The organism is Bradyrhizobium sp. WSM4874, from assembly GCF_055811835.1.
In genome coordinates this window covers 38,237-54,724 of sequence record NZ_JBVVPR010000036.1, presented here as the reverse complement: position 1 = coordinate 54,724, position 16,488 = coordinate 38,237, and the positions used below count along the sequence as shown (strand labels likewise).

Sequence of the window (16,488 nt, the reverse complement as noted above, 5' to 3'; positions counted from 1 at the left end):
CGAAGGAGGATGTCACCCGGATGCTCGCCGATACTGACCCCGAACTCGACCATGGACCGCGGACCGAAAGGTCCGCGACCATGCGGATGTGTGCGGTCAGCCGCGAGGTCCGGCCGATCGACGAGCTGATCCGCTTCGTCGTCTCGCCGCAAGGGCACATAGTTCCCGATCTCAAGCGCAAGCTGCCCGGACGCGGCATGTGGGTCACCGCCTCGCGTGAGGTGGTTGCGGAAGCCGTTCGGCGTCACCATTTTACGAAAGCCTTCAAGCGCGAGCTGCGCATCCCTCAGACGCTTCCCGCCGACCTCGAGGCGCTTCTGGTCCGGAGCGTGGTCGAAGCCCTTGGGATTGCTGCCAAGGCGCGCCAGATCGTCGCCGGTTTCGGCAAGGTCGAAAGCGCGCTTCGGGAAGGTACGGTCGAGGTCCTGATCCATGCCAGCGACGGGGCCGCGGACGGAATCCGCAAATTGGACATGCTGGCGCGTCAAAATGAGGGAAATCGCGGCGCCAAGTCGCAGATTCCCGTCGTCACCGCACTAAAATCGACAGAATTGGATTTGGCACTTACCCGGTCAAATGTGATACATGCTGCCCTGCTCGCGGGCCCGGCGAGCAAGTCATTCCTGTCACGTAGCCAGATGCTGGTCCGATACCGGATGGCGGACGCTGACAGGACTGCCGAAAAGCCCGGCCAGGATTTCTGAGAGACAACGACCACCCGATAGCACGGTGCGGCAACGCACAAGACAACAAGATCAGGATTAGGACTGCTTAATGGTTGATACCAAGACCCCTGGCGACAAGAAGCTGAGCGTTCCGAGCAAGACGCTATCGCTCAAGCCGCGCGTCGAAACGGGCACCGTGCGCCAGAGCTTCAGTCATGGCCGTAGCAAGCAGGTCGTGGTCGAGAAGCGTGGCAAGCGCCGTGTCGACGGCAGCCCCGAGCCGCAGGTGGCCGAGGTGGCGAAGCCCGCGCCGGCCGCCGCCGCGCCCAAGCCTGCTCCGGCCCGCCCCGCGCCGCCGCGCAACGCCGGCTCCGGCGTGGTGCTGCGTACGCTGACCGAGGACGAACGTTCCGCCCGCGCCAGCGCGCTGGCCGATGCCAAGGTGCGCGAAGTCGAAGAGCGCCGCCATGCCGAGGAAGAGGCCCAGCGCCGCGCCGTCCGCGAAAGCGCCGAGCGTGCCGATCGCGAGGCCGCCGAAGCCCGCCGCAAGGCCGAGGAGGAGCGTCACCGCCACGAAGAGGAAGCCAAGCGGAAGGCCGAAACCGAGGCCAAGAAGCGTTTTGGCGAAGGCGAGCAGCCGCAATCTACGGCGCGCCCTGCAACCGCGACCTCGGCCGCTCCTGCAGCGCGACCCGGAGCGCCGATGGCGCGACCCGGCACAACCACCACGGCACGCCCGGGAACAACGACCGCACGGCCCGGAACGACCACGCAGCGGCCGGGAGGCCCGGTGGGCCGCGCCCCCGCTGTCGCAGCCGGACCGGACGAGGACGAGGGTCCGCGCCAGATCCGTCGCGGCCCCGGCGGCGCTGCGCGGCCTGTGGTCGCTCCCAAGCCCACCCACAAGCCCGGCCCGCAGAAGGAGCGCGGCCGCCTGACGGTCGTCACCGCCTTCAATGCCGACGACGTCCGCGAGCGCTCGATCGCCTCGTTCCGCCGCCGCACCCAGCGCCTGAAGGGCCATGCCGCGAACGAGCCGAAAGAAAAGCTCATCCGCGAGGTGGTCATTCCGGAAGCGATCACCATCCAGGAGCTCGCCAACCGCATGTCGGAGCGCGCGGTGGAAATCATCCGCATGCTGATGAAGCAGGGCGCGATCCACAAGATCACCGACGTGATCGATGCCGACACTGCGCAGCTGATCGCCGAGGAGCTTGGTCACACCGTCAAGCGCGTTGCCGCGTCCGACGTTGAAGAAGGCCTGTTCGACGCCATCGACGATTCCACCGATACCGAGCCGCGCTCGCCGGTGGTGACCGTGATGGGTCACGTCGACCACGGCAAGACCTCGCTGCTCGACGCGCTCCGCCACGCCAACGTCGTCTCCGGCGAAGCCGGCGGCATCACCCAGCATATCGGCGCCTATCAGGTGCTGTCGCCCGAAAGCGGCAAGAAGATCACCTTCATCGACACGCCCGGCCACGCCGCGTTCACCGCGATGCGCGCCCGCGGCGCCAAGGTGACCGACATCGTCGTGCTGGTGGTTGCAGCCGACGACGGCGTGATGCCGCAGACGATCGAAGCCATCAACCACGCCAAGGCGGCGCGGGTGCCGATCATTGTTGCCATCAACAAGATCGACAAGCCCGACGCCAAGCCCGAGCGCGTGCGCACCGAGCTGCTCCAGCACGAGGTGCAGGTGGAATCCTTCGGCGGCGAAGTCGTCGACGTCGAAGTCTCGGCCAAGAACAAGACCAATCTCGACAAGCTGCTCGAGATGATCGCGCTCCAGGCCGACATCCTCGACCTCAAGACCAATTCGGATCGCCCGGCCGAAGGCACCGTGATCGAAGCCAAGCTCGATCGCGGCCGCGGTCCGGTCGCGACCGTTCTGGTCCAGCGCGGCACGCTCCGTGTCGGTGACATCATCGTCGCCGGCGCCGAAATGGGCCGCGTCCGCGCGCTGATCTCGGATCAGGGCGAAACGGTGCAGGAGGCGGGTCCGTCAGTGCCGGTCGAGGTGCTCGGCTTCAACGGTCCGCCGGAAGCCGGCGATCGTCTCGCCGTGGTCGAGAACGAAGCCCGCGCCCGCCAGGTCACCAGCTACCGCGCGCACCAGAAGCGCGAGAACGCGGCTGCCTCGATCTCCGGAATGCGCGGCTCGCTCGAGCAGATGATGTCGCAACTGAAGACGGCGGGCCGCAAGGAATTCCCGCTGATCATCAAGGCCGACGTGCAGGGCTCGCTGGAAGCGATCCTCGGATCGCTGGAGAAGCTCGGCACCGACGAAGTCGCCGCGCGTATCCTGCATGCGGGTGTCGGCGGCATCTCGGAATCGGACGTGACGCTCGCGGAAGGCTTCAACGCCGCCATCATCGGCTTCTCGGTTCGTGCGAACAAGGAGGCCGCTGCGGCCGCCAAGCGCAACGGCATCGAGATCCGTTACTACAACATCATCTACGACCTCGTGGACGACGTGAAGAAGGCCATGAGCGGCCTGCTCGCGCCGACCCTGCGGGAAACCATGCTCGGCAATGCCGCGATCCTGGAGATCTTCAACATCTCCAAGGTCGGCAAGGTCGCGGGCTGCCGCGTCACCGACGGCACCGTGGAACGCGGCGCCAACGTGCGCCTGATCCGCGACAACGTCGTCGTGCACGAAGGCAAGCTGTCGACGCTGAAGCGCTTCAAGGACGAAGTGAAGGAAGTCCAGTCCGGTCAGGAATGCGGCATGGCCTTCGAGAACTATCACGACATGCGCGCCGGTGACGTCATCGAGTGTTACCGCGTGGAGACGATCCAGCGCTCCCTGTAAGTCCAAATCTTACCGAAGCGCCTGGATCTTTTTTGAACTGAATTGCGGGAGTGCGATGGCCGGATTTTTTCCGGCCATCCACCCCTCTTCGTTTCAGCAAGACAAATGACAATGCCCGTGTCCCAAAAGCGGGCACGACGAGGTGATTTTCAGACCATGCCCCGCCATCATCAGAAAAAGAGTTCCGCGTCCGGCGGCTCGCAACGTCAGTTGCGGGTCGGCGAGCAGGTTCGCCATGCGATAGCCGAGATTCTGGCGCAAGGCAGCGTGCATGATGCTGACCTTGAAGGCCACATCATCACCGTGCCGGAGGTGCGGATGTCGCCCGACCTGAAGCTCGCAACAGTCTATGTGATGCCGCTTGGTGGCCGCGACACCGAGATCGTCCTCGTTGCGCTCGAGCGCAACAAGAAATTCCTGCGCGGCGAGGTCGCGCGGCGCGTTAACCTGAAATTTGCACCTGACCTTCGCTTCCGCGTCGACGAACGATTCGACGAAGCGGAACGGATCGAGAAGCTTTTGCGAACACCCGCGGTGCAGAAGGACCTGGAACAGGATCCGGATTCGGATCGGGAAGAAGAACGATGACGATGGACCCGGCTCACGGCACGATCGGCGGCGAAGAGACCGATCAGCTCGACGTGCAGAAAAATAATTTTGCGGACATGAGCGGCAATTCTCAGCCGCATCACGAGCCGCGCCGCGTCAATAACGATCCGCGCGCCAACAAGCAGAAGGGCAATCAGCCGCGCCGCGACCGCCGCGACGTCCACGGCTGGGTCGTGCTCGACAAGCCGATCGGCATGACCTCGACGCAGGCCGTTGCCGTGCTGAAGCGCCTGTTCAACGCCAAACGCGCCGGCCATGCCGGCACGCTCGATCCGCTGGCTTCCGGCGGCCTGCCGATCGCGCTTGGCGAGGCCACCAAGACCGTCCCCTTCGTCATGGACGGCCGCAAGCGCTACCGATTCACGGTGTGCTGGGGTGAGGAGCGCGACACCGACGACATCGAGGGCCGGGCGACCGCAACCTCGGACCAGCGGCCGACCCGGGAGGCCATCGAGGCCCTGCTGCCCCGTTTCACCGGGGTGATCCAGCAGATCCCGCCGCGCTACTCCGCGATCAAGGTCCAGGGCGAGCGCGCCTACGACCTCGCTCGCGACGGCGAGATCGTGGAGCTGGCCCCCCGTCCGGTCGAGATTCACCGTTTAAGCCTTGTAGATCAACCGGATAGCGACCATGCCGTGTTCGAGGCGGAGTGCGGCAAGGGCACCTATGTCCGCGCGCTGGCCCGCGATATGGGCCGGATTCTCGGCACTTACGGCCATATCTGCGCGCTGCGGCGGACCCTGGTCGGCCCATTTGGCGAGAACGACATGATTCCGCTGGATCAGTTGGAGGCTTTGTGCGATAGAGCCGCGTCCGGCGAGGGTAGCCTCGCCGACGCGCTTATGCCCGTTGAGACCGCGCTGGACGACATCCCGGCACTGGCCGTCACTCGGGCTGATGCGGCAAGGCTCCATCGGGGCCAAGCCGTTTTGTTGCGCGGACGGGATGCGCCCACTTGTAGCGGCACAGTCTATGTCACGGTGGCAGGCCGGCTTCTCGCGCTTGCCGAAGTCGGCAATGGCGAAATCATCCCCAAGCGTGTGTTCAACCTGACCGGCCTGACTGCCAGCGCCGATCGCAACGAGAGAAATTGACCGATGTCGATTGCCGCAGAACGCAAAGCGGAAGTCATCAAGACGAATGCCAACAAGGCCGGCGATACCGGCTCGCCAGAGGTTCAGGTCGCGATCCTGTCGGAACGCATCGCCAACCTCACCAACCATTTCAAGACCCACGTGAAGGACAACCATTCGCGTCGCGGCCTCTTGAAGCTGGTCTCGACCCGCCGCTCGCTCCTCGACTATGTGAAGAAGAAGGACGAGGCGCGCTACAAGGCGCTGCTCGAGAAGCACAACATTCGTCGTTAAGAGTTCTTGCGCGCGCCAACCGGCGCGCGTTTTCGCGCGTGATTTCGAACGAAAGCGTTTGTTTAAAGGTTTTTCGTCGAGGCTGCGTGCGCATCGGATGCGAGCCGTTGACGGCGAGCATCCGGGGCATGATGGGCGAACACCGCGCTTCGGTGTTCGCGTTCGTGCCGACTGACAGTCCAGCAGCAATCCGGCGGCTGGGCACAACGGGCAAGGCGCCCGTATGACCCGAAGGGATGGACGCCATCCGAAATCCAAAAACCATGGCAGGATCGCAGGACGCTGATCGCCCGCTTCGATCAACGTCCCGCAATCTTGCGCATGGTTTTTGTTTTTCGACCCGTCCTTCTTTCGAGAACCCATGAAAGAAGACCTCTATGTTCAATAAGCATTCAGTCGAGATCGACTGGGGTGGACGCCCTCTCAAGCTCGAAACCGGCAAGATCGCCCGCCAGGCCGACGGCGCCGTCGTCGCGACCTACGGCGAGACCGTGGTGCTCGCCACCGTCGTTGCCGCGAAGTCGCCCCGCGAGGGCGTCGACTTCCTGCCGCTGACCGTCGACTACCAGGAGAAGACCTACGCAGCCGGCCGCATTCCCGGCGGCTATTTCAAGCGCGAGGGTCGTCCGACCGAGAAGGAAACGCTGGTCTCCCGCCTGATCGACCGTCCGATCCGTCCGCTGTTCGTCGACGGCTGGCGCAACGAGACCCAGGTGATCGTCACCGTGCTCTCGCACGACATGGAGAACGATCCCGATATCGTCGCGCTGGTGGCATCGTCGGCTGCGCTGACCCTGTCGGGCGCCCCCTTCAAGGGCCCGATCGGCGCCGCGCGCGTCGGCTTCGCCAATGACGAGTTCATCCTCAACCCGACGCTCGACGAGATGATCGACACCCAGCTCGACCTCGTCGTAGCCGGCACCGCGGACGCCGTGCTGATGGTGGAATCGGAAGCCAAGGAGCTGAACGAAGAGATCATGCTCGGCGCCGTGATGTTCGGTCACCGCCACTTCCAGCCGGTGATCAACGCGATCATCGAGCTGGCCGAAAAGGCCGCGAAGGAGCCGCGCGAGGTCACCACGATCGACAATTCGGCGCTCGAAAAGGAAATGCTCGGCATGGTCGAGCAGGAGCTGCGCGCCGCCTACGCCATTCCGGTCAAGCAGGATCGCTACGCCGCGGTCGGCAAGGTCAAGGAAAAGGTGATCGCGCACTACTTCCCCGAAGGGCAGGAGCCGAAATACGACAAGCTGCGCATCGGCGGCGTGTTCAAGGAGCTCGAAGCCAAGATCGTTCGCTGGAACATTCTCGACACCGGCAAGCGCATCGACGGTCGCGATTCCAAGACCGTGCGCAACATCGTCGCCGAAGTCGGCGTGCTGCCCCGCGCCCACGGCTCGGCGCTGTTCACCCGCGGCGAGACCCAGGCGCTGGTCGTGACCACGCTCGGCACCGGTGAGGACGAGCAGTACATCGACGCGCTGTCGGGAACGTACAAAGAGACGTTCCTGCTGCACTACAATTTCCCTCCCTACTCGGTCGGTGAGACCGGCCGCCTCGGCGGCACCAAGCGCCGCGAGATCGGCCACGGCAAGCTCGCCTGGCGCGCGATCCACCCGGTGCTGCCGCCGCACCACGAATTCCCCTACACCACGCGCGTGGTGTCGGAGATCACCGAATCCAACGGCTCCTCGTCGATGGCTTCGGTCTGCGGCGCCTCGCTCGCGCTGATGGACGCCGGCGTGCCGTTGAAGCGGCCGACCGCGGGCATCGCGATGGGCCTGATCCTCGAAGACAAGCGCTTCGCGGTTCTCTCGGACATTCTCGGTGACGAGGACCATCTCGGCGACATGGACTTCAAGGTCGCCGGTACCGAGCAGGGCATCACCTCGCTCCAGATGGACATCAAGATCGAGGGCATCACCGAGGAGATCATGAAGGTCGCGCTCGGCCAGGCCAAGGATGGGCGTATCTACATCCTCGGCGAGATGTCGAAGGCGCTCACCAACGCCCGTGCCGAGCTCGGCGAATACGCGCCGCGCATCGAGACGTTCAAGATCGCCACCGACAAGATCCGCGAAGTGATCGGCACCGGCGGCAAGGTGATCCGCGAGATCGTCGAGAAGACCGGCGCCAAGGTCAACATCGAGGACGACGGCACCGTGAAGGTCGCCTCCAGCGACGGCGAGGCCATGAAGGCCGCGATCAAGTGGATCAAGTCGATCGCCTCCGATCCGGAAGTCGGCCAGATCTATGACGGCACCGTCGTCAAGGTGATGGAGTTCGGCGCTTTCGTGAACTTCTTCGGCTCCAAGGACGGCCTCGTCCACATCAGCCAGCTCGCCTCGGCGCGCGTGCAGAAGACCTCCGACGTCGTCAAGGAAGGCGACAAGGTCAAGGTCAAGCTGCTCGGCTTCGACGACCGCGGCAAGACCCGCCTGTCGATGAAGGTGGTCGATCAGGAGACCGGCGAAGATCTCGAGGGCAAGGGCGAGAGCCAGCAGCCCGCGCGCGAAGCGGCCGGCGAGTAAATCTCGCTACCTGCCAGAAGCACGAAGGGCGGCCTCGCGGCCGCCCTTTTTGTTTGTGCGCCTTTATTGTTTGCTTGCCTGGGCAATGTGCGATTCCGCCGCAGCGTCAGAATGCCTTTGGCTGAAACCGGCAATGCGGCTTGACCCGTAACTGAGCGCACTGCCCGCGCCGCATCTCACCGGCGTCTTCACCCATGAAGCGAAGGAAGTTCAAATGTCATCGATCTCCAGGCGCCATCTCATGCTGGCCGCCACCGGCATTGCGGCGGTCGCCGCCGCCCCGCGTGTGTTCGCTCAAGCCGCGTCACACGCCGCCGCCGCAGGTCCCTTCATGCTGCCTCCGTTGACCTATTCGACCGCGGCGCTCGAACCGCATATCGACGCGAAGACCATGGAGATCCATCACGACCGACATCACCAGGCCTTCATCACCAACCTCAACAATTTCGCCAAGGACAACCCAGGGATTGCCGACAAACCGATCGGCGACGTTCTCGGCAATCTTGCCGCGGTGCCCGAAGCGATCCGCACCGGCGTGCGCAACAACATGGGCGGCCATGCCAACCACACGATGTTCTGGCAGATCATGGGACCGAACGGGGGCAAGCCGGAAGGCGAAGTGCTGGCCGCGATCGATCGCGATCTCGGCGGCATGAAAAAATTCCAGACCGACTTCAACGCTGCCGGCGGACGGGTGTTCGGCTCGGGATGGGTGTTCGTCATCGTCGACAAGGATGGCAAGCTGGCGATCGAGACGCGGCCGAACCAGGACAATCCCATCATTGACGGCAAGCGCGCTTTGCTCGGCAACGACGTCTGGGAGCACGCCTATTATCTGAATTATCAGAACCGCCGTGCCGACTACCTCAAGGCCTGGTGGAACACGGTGAGCTGGAGCAAGATCAGCGAGCGTTACGCTGCGGCGAAGGCCGGCACGCTCGGGGTGTAGACGCCGCAAATTTCGAGCAAAAAAAGGGCGGCTTCTCAGCCGCCCTTTTCATTACCGCTTGCTGAACTCAGCGATCAAGCCGCGATATCGTACCGGTCGAGGTTCATCACCTTGGTCCAGGCCTTGGCGAAGTCCTTGACGAACTGCTCCTTGGAATCCGACGTGGCATAGACCTCGGCGTAGGCGCGAAGCTGCGAGTGCGCGCCGAAGATCAGGTCGACGCGCGTGCCGGTCCACTTGACCGCGTTGGTCTTGCGGTCGCGGGCCTCATAGGTGCCGTCGGTGCCGGCCGGCGTCCACTGCGTGCTCATGTCGAGCAGGTTGACGAAGAAGTCGTTGCTCAGCGTTCCCACCTTCGAGGTGAGGACGCCGTTCTTCGAACCGTTCGCATTGGCACCGAGCACGCGCAGACCGCCGACGAGGGCCGTCATCTCCGGGCCGGTAAGCCGGAGCAGCTGCGCACGATCGACCAGAGCCTCCTCAGGCATCATGAACTGCTGCCGCTTGCCGATGAAGTTGCGGAAGCCATCGGCCCGCGGCTCCAGCGGAGCAAACGAGGCGGCGTCGGTCTGCTCCTGCGAGGCATCCATGCGGCCCGGCGTGAAGCCGACCTTGACGTCGACGCCGGCATCCTTCGCGGCCTTCTCGACCGCGGCGGTGCCGCCGAGCACGATGAGGTCCGCCAGCGAGACCTTCTTCGCACCGGATGGCGCGTTGAAGTCCTTCTGGATCGCTTCGAGCTTGCCCAGGACCTTCGAGAGCTGAGCCGGCTCGTTCACCTCCCAGTCCTTCTGCGGGGCGAGGCGGATGCGCGCGCCGTTGGCGCCGCCGCGCTTGTCCGAGCCGCGGAACGTCGAAGCCGACGCCCAGGCGGTCGAGACCAGCTCCGAGACCGACAGACCGGAGGCCAGGATCTTGGTCTTCAGCGAGGCGATATCCTGCTCGCTGGCCAGCTCGTGATTCACGGCCGGGATCGGGTCCTGCCAGATCAGCGTTTCCTTCGGCACCAGCGGGCCGAGATAGCGCTGGATCGGGCCCATGTCGCGATGGGTGAGCTTGAACCAGGCGCGGGCAAAGGCATCCTCGAACTGGTCCGGATTCTCCAGGAAGCGGCGCGAGATCTTCTCATAGGCCGGATCCATACGCAGCGAGAGGTCGGTCGTCAGCATCGTCGGCCGCTGCTTCTTCGACTTGTCGAAGGCGTCGGGAATGATGGCGTCGGCGTTCTTGGCCGTCCACTGCTGCGCACCGGCCGGGCTCTTCGTCAGCTCCCATTCGAAATTGAACAGGTTCTCGAAAAAGTTGTTGCTCCACTTGGTCGGTGTCGTCGTCCAGGTCACCTCGAGACCGCTGGTGATGGAATCGCCCGAGTGGCCCGACGCGTGCTTGCTCTTCCAGCCGAGGCCCTGATCCTCGAGCGCGCCTGCTTCCGGCTCCGGTCCGACCAGCGACGGATCGCCGGCACCATGGGTCTTGCCGAAGCTGTGGCCGCCGGCGATCAGCGCGACGGTCTCTTCATCGTTCATCGCCATGCGGGAGAAGGTCTCGCGGATGTCCTTGGCTGCGGCGACCGGATCCGGCTTGCCGTTCGGGCCTTCCGGATTGACGTAGATCAGGCCCATCTGCACCGCGCCGAGCGGCTCGGCGAGTTGACGTTCGCCGCTGTAGCGCTCATCGCCCAGCCACGTGCCTTCCGGACCCCAATAGAGCTCTTCCGGCTCCCAGACGTCGACGCGGCCACCGGCAAAACCGAAGGTCTTGAAGCCCATCGATTCCAGCGCGACATTGCCGGCCAGCACCATCAGATCGGCCCAGGAGATCTTGCGGCCGTATTTCTGCTTGATCGGCCAGAGCAGACGGCGTGCCTTGTCGAGATTGGCGTTGTCGGGCCAGCTGTTGAGCGGCGCGAAACGCTGCTGCCCGGCGCCGGCGCCACCGCGACCGTCGGTGGTGCGATAGGTGCCCGCGCTGTGCCAGGCCATGCGGATCATGAGGCCGCCATAGTGACCGAAGTCGGCGGGCCACCATTCCTGCGATTCGGTCATCAGAGCGGTCAGGTCCTTGATGACCGCGTTCAGGTCGAGCGACTTGAATTCCTTGGCGTAGTCGAAGTCCTTGTCCATCGGGTCGGACTTGGCCGAATTCTTGTGCAGCATCTCGATGCTGAGCTGGGTCGGCCACCAATCGCGGTTCGCCGGCACACGTTTTCCACCCGAAAACGGGCACTTTGAAGAGTCGTCCATGAATACCTCCTCTGGTGGCGTCGAACTCGCGCCTTTGACCAGGTAGAAGTACTCTAAGCTTCGCGTTCGATCAGGGGAAGTTGACTTTAATGATCGCAGCGATAAGATTTTCTGATGCTAAACCTCACCCTGCGCCAGCTCCGGTATTTCGACGCCCTGGCGCGTCACAATCATTTCGGGCGCGCGGCTGAGTCCTGTTCGATCTCGCAGCCTGCCCTGTCGATGCAGATCAAGGAGCTGGAGGAGGCGCTCGGCGGCCTGCTGCTGGAGCGCAGCGCCCGGCAGGTGGCGTTGACCCGATTTGGCGAGGAGCTCGCGCAGCGCGTCCGCGACATCTTGCGCTCGGTCGACGAGCTCGGCGATTTCGCCCGCGCCTCGCAGGACCGGTTCTCCGGACGGTTGCGCATCGGCATGATTCCGACGATCGCGCCCTATCTGCTGCCGACGATCACCAAGAATCTAACGCGCATGCATCCGGAGCTCGACATCCGCGTGCGCGAGACGATGACGCCGCGGCTGATCCAGGAACTGGTGGAAGGTCGGCTCGATACCGCCATCGTTGCATTGCCGGTGTCGGAGCCCTCGCTCACCGAGGTCGCCCTGTTCGAGGAAAAATTCCTACTGGTGCGGCCGAGCGCGGATGAGGGCACGCCGGCCCCATCGCGGGAGATGATGCGCGAGATGCGGCTGCTGCTGCTCGAGGAGGGGCACTGCTTCCGCGATCAGGCGCTGTCATTCTGCAACATGCAATCGGCACCGCCGCGCGAGATGCTGGATGCCAATTCGCTGTCGACGCTGGTCCAGATGGTCAGCGCCGGCATCGGCGTCACCTTGATCCCGGAAATGGCGGTGTCGGTGGAGACGCGATCGGCCTCGGTCTCGCTCGCGCGCTTCCGCGACCCGCAGCCGTCACGCACCATCGGCATGGTCTGGCGCAAGACCAGCCCGCTCGCGCGGCAACTCCTTCAGATCTCCGAGGTGGTGTGCCTGTCGGCGGGCAAGGTGCGCGCACGCCCATCCGTGCGCAGCAAGCCGACCTGAGGCCTCGATGTCGCATCCCACCATCCGCCCGGCCGGCGCGGACGAATACGACGAGATCGGCCGTGTCTGGATGGAGAGCTGGGTCTCGACCGGGCTCGGCGAGGCGAGCGAATTCCTGCTGGCCAACCTGCGTGCACGAATCCGGCGCGAGATCGAGGACGGCTGGAGCCTGTTCGTCGCCGACGACAACGGCACGATCGCCGCGATGCTGGCGCTGCATTTGCCAAAACTCTATCTCGACATGCTGTTCGTCGCGCCCGGCTATCAGGGCCAATCGCTCGGCCGCCAATTGCTCGCCTTCACGCGCACACAAATGCCCGACGAGATGTATCTGCGCTGCGTCCGCGAGAATGAAAAGGCCTGGCGCTGGTACGAGCGCGAAGGCTTTGTGTTCGAGAAGCAAGAGATCGAGCCGTCGAACGGGTTTGTGATGAAGTATTATCGGTGGCGGCGGCAGGGACCAGCTGGATAGACAGCGAGTTCGGGATGCAGCTTGCGGTTGTCATGATCCCAACCTAGTGTGGCATGACCGATGACCTCCTGCCGCTGATCCCCTGGAATCCATGTTTCGATTTGCTGCCTCAGTGCTCGTCCTGCTGTCCTTTCTGGCTCCAGCAACCGCGCAAACGCCTTCTGCGGCGGCCGCACCGGCAAAACCAGCTGCCAAGAAGCCCGCGAAGGCCAAACCGGTGGCGAAGCAGACGGTCGCGGTCGAGAGCGGCCCGTGCCGGCTTGGCGTGATCTCGGTGATCGGCGAGCGCTATTCCGTCCAAAAATTCGGGCTGACCATTTTCGAGAACGAGGAGACCGAAGTTCCCATCGACTGGGGTCTCGACGATCTCGTGTTTGCGCGGGTTAAAGCCGCAACGGGTGGCGATCCCGGTGTTCGCAGGATCGCCTACCCCAAGGGAACCTTCGAACCCTTTTACAATCCGAATCGCGATTCATTCCCGATCCTAACGAACGCCTGCCAGCGATCGTGCGCGGCATCACTCCGAACGGGAGCTGCGATCGCTATCTGGTTGCGACCACGTACAAGGGAGAACTGCCGGGTACCCGCCTGATGTTAAACGGCATCGGCACGTTCAATCAGGGGCTCGGAAATCTGATCCGGCATTCGCATTTGTTCGCCAACATCTCGATCAACCTGATCGACGGCAGAAGCTATGAGGAAATCAAGCGCCCCTTTGTGAATTTCGGCGCGAACTTCGCCGCAAGTATGCGACTGACCGAAGACCCGCTGACCAAACTCGACAACTCGATGTTCCCCGACCCGCCCGCGGCAGCTTCGGCCAACGCGGCGTTGCGCGAGAGGACACGAACACTCGTCGCAGACAGGCTCGACCGGGGTCTGCCCGGCTATCTCAAGGAAGACTGAGCCGGAGCATTCTGTACCTGAGCGGTGTGCGTTGCGAATGCGCGGCAAACGCGCCATGAATTGCGCGCTGTTCGCCTCCCGTCGCTGAAAGGTCCGCTCCCATGATCAAGCTCTACTGGTCGCCTCGCTCGCGCTCGTTCACGACGCTCTGGCTGATGGAAGAAAGCGGTCTGCCCTATGAGCGCGTGCTGACCGACATTTCGACCGGTGCGCAGAAAGCGCCGGACTATCTGAAGGTCAATCCGATGGGCAAGGTTCCGGCGCTGACCGACGGCGATGCCGCGCTCGGCGAAGCCGCCGCCATCTGCGCCTACATTGCCGACCGCTATCCCGAGACCAGGCTGGCGCCAGCCGTGACCGACCCGCGCCGTGCGCGTTACCTGCAATGGCTGTTCTTCTCGCCGGGCTGCATCGAACCCGCCATCATCCAGATCTTCACCAAGATCGAGATCCCGACCTCGACCGCGGCCTGGGGCAGCGCGACGCAGGTCTTCGACGTGCTGGAAGCCGCGCTCGCCAACGGACCGTGGATTCTCGGCGAGGAGTTTTCGGCCGCCGACATCACGATCGGCTCGGGCCTGAACTTCGCGGTGCGCCTGTTCAAGATGGTGCCGTCGCGCCCGGCCTTCGACGCCTATCTCGCCCGCTGCATGGCGCGGCCGGCGTTCCAGCGCGCGGAGAAGACCGCAGCGGGTTAGTCTTCCGACTTCAAATCATCCGGCCTCGGCATCAGGACGATGTTGTAGCCGGAATCGACATAGTGGATCTCGCCGGTCACGCCGCCGGAGAGATCCGATAACAGATACAGCGCCGAGCCCCCGAGCTCGTCGAGCGTGACGCCGCGGCGAAGCGGCGAATGTTTCTGCATGAAGGCGAACATCGCGCGCGCCTCGCCGATGCCGGAGCCGGCGAGCGTGCGGATGGGACCGGCGGAGATCGCGTTGACGCGGATGCCGCGCGGCCCGAAATCGGACGCAAGATAGCGCACCGAGGCTTCCAGCGCCGCCTTGGCCACCCCCATCACGTTGTAGTTCGGCATCGCGCGTTCCGAGGCGCCGAAGGTCAGCGTGATCATGCTGCCGCCCTCCGTCATCAGCTCAGCGGCGCGTTTTGCCACTTCCGTGAAGGAAAAGCAGGAGATCACCATAGTGCGCGAAAAATTCTCGCGGCTGGTGTCGGCGTAACGGCCCTTGAGCTCGTTCTTATCGGCGAAGCCGATCGCATGGATCACGAAATCCAGCCGGCCCCAGTTTTCGCGCAAGGCCGTGAACGTAGCATCGACGCTGGCGATGTCCTCGACGTCGCATGGCAGCACCATGTCGACGCCGAGCTGCTCGGCCAGCGGCTTGACACGCTTGCCGAGAGCCTCGCCCTGGAAGGTGAAGGCGAGCTCGGCGCCGTGGGCATGCAGCGTCTTCGCCATGCCCCAGGCGATCGAATGATCATTGGCGATGCCCATGATCAGACCGCGCTTGCCTTTCATCAAACCTTCCATCTCGCAATTACCCTCCGCTCTCCGTCATGCCCGGGCTTGTCCCGGGCATCCACGCTCTTCCGAACCAGTGGCAAAGACGTGGATGGCCGGGACAAGCCCGGCCATGACGAACTAACTATCCGTCGGCGACAGTAACGTCACACGTCCAGGCGACTGAACACCAGCGTGGCGTTGGTGCCGCCGAAGCCGAAGGAGTTCGACAGCACGGTGCCGATTTTGACGTTGTCGATGCGCTTGCGCACGATCGGCATGTCGGCGAACACGGGGTCGAGCTCCTGAATGTGGGCGCTCTCGCAGATGAAACCATTGTTCATCATCAGCAGCGAATAGATCGCTTCCTGCACGCCGGTCGCACCCAGGGAGTGACCGGTCAGCGCCTTGGTCGCCGAGATCGGCGGGCACTTCTCGCCGCTTCCGAACACCCTGCGGAGTGCGTCGATCTCCGGCGGATCGCCGGCCGGCGTCGATGTCGCGTGCGGATTGATGTAGTCGACCTTGGTCTTCACGGTCGACATCGCCATGCGCATGCAGCGCTCGGCGCCCTCGCCTGATGGCGCGACCATGTCGTAGCCGTCGGACGTCGCGCCGTAGCCGACGATCTCGCCGTAAATGCGCGCGCCACGCGCCTTGGCATGCTCGAGCTCTTCCAGCACCAGCACGCCGGCGCCGCCGGCAATCACGAAGCCGTCGCGGTTGACGTCGTAGGGACGCGAGGCCGTGGCGGGCGTGTCGTTGTACTTCGAGGACATCGCGCCCATGGCGTCGAACAGCACCGAGAGCGACCAGTCCAGCTCCTCGCAGCCGCCAGCGAAGATGACGTCCTGCTTGCCGATCTGGATCGTCTCATAGGCGTTGCCGACGCAATGGTTCGAGGTGGCGCAGGCCGACGAGATCGAATAGTTCACGCCCTTGATCTTGAACCAGGTCGCAAGCGTTGCGGACGCCGTGGAGGACATCGCCTTCGGCACGGCAAACGGCCCGACGCGCTTCGGTCCCTTGGTGCGAGTGATGTCGGCGGCCTCGACGATGGTGCGCGCGGACGGACCGCCGGAGCCCATGATGATGCCGGTGCGAATGTTGGAAATTTCGTCAGGCGAAAGACCGGAATCCTGGATCGCCTGTTCCATCGCGACGTGATTCCACGCCGCGCCCTGACCGAGGAAACGCATTGCGCGGCGGTCGACCATCGTCGAAGGATCGAGCGTCGGCGCACCTTGCACCTGCGAACGGAAGCCGAGCTCGGCATATTTCTCAGCCCGCGAAATGCCCGACTTCGCCTCGTGAAGGCTCGCAAGCACTTCCTGGGTGTTGTTTCCGATGGAGGAGACAATGCCCATCCCGGTGACCACAACCCGCCTCATGACAGCCTCGCCTCAATCGTTGTCTTCGTGGTGA

The 16,488-nt window shown here is 64.0% G+C and carries 14 protein-coding genes; 11 read left to right on the top strand and 3 right to left on the bottom strand.

Translation table 11 applies throughout. The features are described from left to right. The first annotated feature begins 20 nt into the window (after window positions 1-20). The 7 genes from AC0L3P_RS29180 (at window position 21) to AC0L3P_RS29150 (ending at window position 8,936) form a co-directional block, all read left to right on the top strand. Window positions 21-704 carry an RNA-binding protein gene (locus AC0L3P_RS29180; protein WP_473307256.1) on the top strand — a complete coding sequence of 228 codons (684 nt, stop codon included), beginning with the start codon at window positions 21-23 and terminating at the stop codon, window positions 702-704. Between the two features lie 70 nt (window positions 705-774). Next, window positions 775-3,480 (top strand): translation initiation factor IF-2, encoded by a 2,706-nt coding sequence (infB, locus tag AC0L3P_RS29175; protein WP_275168774.1) that lies wholly within the window; start codon window positions 775-777, stop codon window positions 3,478-3,480. A gap of 156 nt (window positions 3,481-3,636) precedes the next feature. Continuing rightward, a complete protein-coding gene (gene rbfA / locus AC0L3P_RS29170) occupies window positions 3,637-4,068 on the top strand; it encodes a 30S ribosome-binding factor RbfA (protein WP_275169145.1) in 432 nt (143 codons plus the stop codon). Further along, window positions 4,065-5,183, top strand: coding sequence for a tRNA pseudouridine(55) synthase TruB (gene truB / locus AC0L3P_RS29165; RefSeq protein ID WP_473307252.1), 1,119 nt, complete (start codon window positions 4,065-4,067; stop codon window positions 5,181-5,183). Before rbfA ends, truB begins: the two co-directional genes overlap by 4 nt. Before the next feature lie 3 nt (window positions 5,184-5,186). Continuing rightward, on the top strand, window positions 5,187-5,456 hold the full coding sequence (gene rpsO / locus AC0L3P_RS29160) for a 30S ribosomal protein S15 (protein WP_007598346.1): 270 nt from the start codon (window positions 5,187-5,189) through the stop codon (window positions 5,454-5,456). Between the two features lie 377 nt (window positions 5,457-5,833). Next, window positions 5,834-7,987: a polyribonucleotide nucleotidyltransferase gene (gene pnp, locus AC0L3P_RS29155; RefSeq protein WP_473307250.1), complete on the top strand. Its 2,154-nt coding sequence runs from the start codon at window positions 5,834-5,836 to the stop codon at window positions 7,985-7,987. 214 nt (window positions 7,988-8,201) lie between these two features. After that, window positions 8,202-8,936 (top strand): superoxide dismutase, encoded by a 735-nt coding sequence (locus AC0L3P_RS29150; RefSeq protein WP_473307248.1) that lies wholly within the window; start codon window positions 8,202-8,204, stop codon window positions 8,934-8,936. 74 nt (window positions 8,937-9,010) lie between these two features. Here AC0L3P_RS29150 and katG read toward each other — a convergent pair whose 3' ends face one another. Further along, window positions 9,011-11,179 carry a catalase/peroxidase HPI gene (gene katG, locus AC0L3P_RS29145; RefSeq protein ID WP_473307246.1) on the bottom strand — a complete coding sequence of 723 codons (2,169 nt, stop codon included), beginning with the start codon at window positions 11,177-11,179 and terminating at the stop codon, window positions 9,011-9,013. A gap of 114 nt (window positions 11,180-11,293) precedes the next feature. Between katG and AC0L3P_RS29140 the strand changes: the two genes are divergently transcribed. The 4 genes from AC0L3P_RS29140 (at window position 11,294) to AC0L3P_RS29125 (ending at window position 14,296) form a co-directional block, all read left to right on the top strand. Next, complete coding sequence (locus AC0L3P_RS29140) at window positions 11,294-12,220, top strand: hydrogen peroxide-inducible genes activator (RefSeq protein ID WP_275168783.1); 927 nt, start codon at window positions 11,294-11,296, stop codon at window positions 12,218-12,220. Between the two features lie 7 nt (window positions 12,221-12,227). Further along, entirely contained in the window at window positions 12,228-12,692 is a 465-nt protein-coding gene (locus tag AC0L3P_RS29135; protein ID WP_473307244.1) for a GNAT family N-acetyltransferase, read from the top strand. Window positions 12,693-13,199: 507 nt separating this feature from the next. Then, window positions 13,200-13,598, top strand: coding sequence for a hypothetical protein (locus tag AC0L3P_RS29130; protein ID WP_473307242.1), 399 nt, complete (start codon window positions 13,200-13,202; stop codon window positions 13,596-13,598). A 101-nt stretch (window positions 13,599-13,699) separates the two neighbouring features. Then, the gene (locus tag AC0L3P_RS29125; RefSeq protein ID WP_473307240.1) at window positions 13,700-14,296 is read left to right on the top strand and encodes a glutathione S-transferase family protein; all 597 of its coding nucleotides are present in this window, start codon (window positions 13,700-13,702) and stop codon (window positions 14,294-14,296) included. Here AC0L3P_RS29125 and fabI read toward each other — a convergent pair. Together fabI and fabB are read right to left on the bottom strand one after the other, a co-directional pair. Continuing rightward, window positions 14,293-15,093: an enoyl-ACP reductase FabI gene (fabI, locus tag AC0L3P_RS29120; protein ID WP_473307238.1), complete on the bottom strand. Its 801-nt coding sequence runs from the start codon at window positions 15,091-15,093 to the stop codon at window positions 14,293-14,295. The genes AC0L3P_RS29125 and fabI overlap by 4 nt on opposite strands. Window positions 15,094-15,230: 137 nt before the next feature. Beyond that, window positions 15,231-16,454, bottom strand: coding sequence for a beta-ketoacyl-ACP synthase I (gene fabB, locus AC0L3P_RS29115; protein WP_354064387.1), 1,224 nt, complete (start codon window positions 16,452-16,454; stop codon window positions 15,231-15,233). Between the last annotated feature and the right edge of the window lie 34 nt (window positions 16,455-16,488).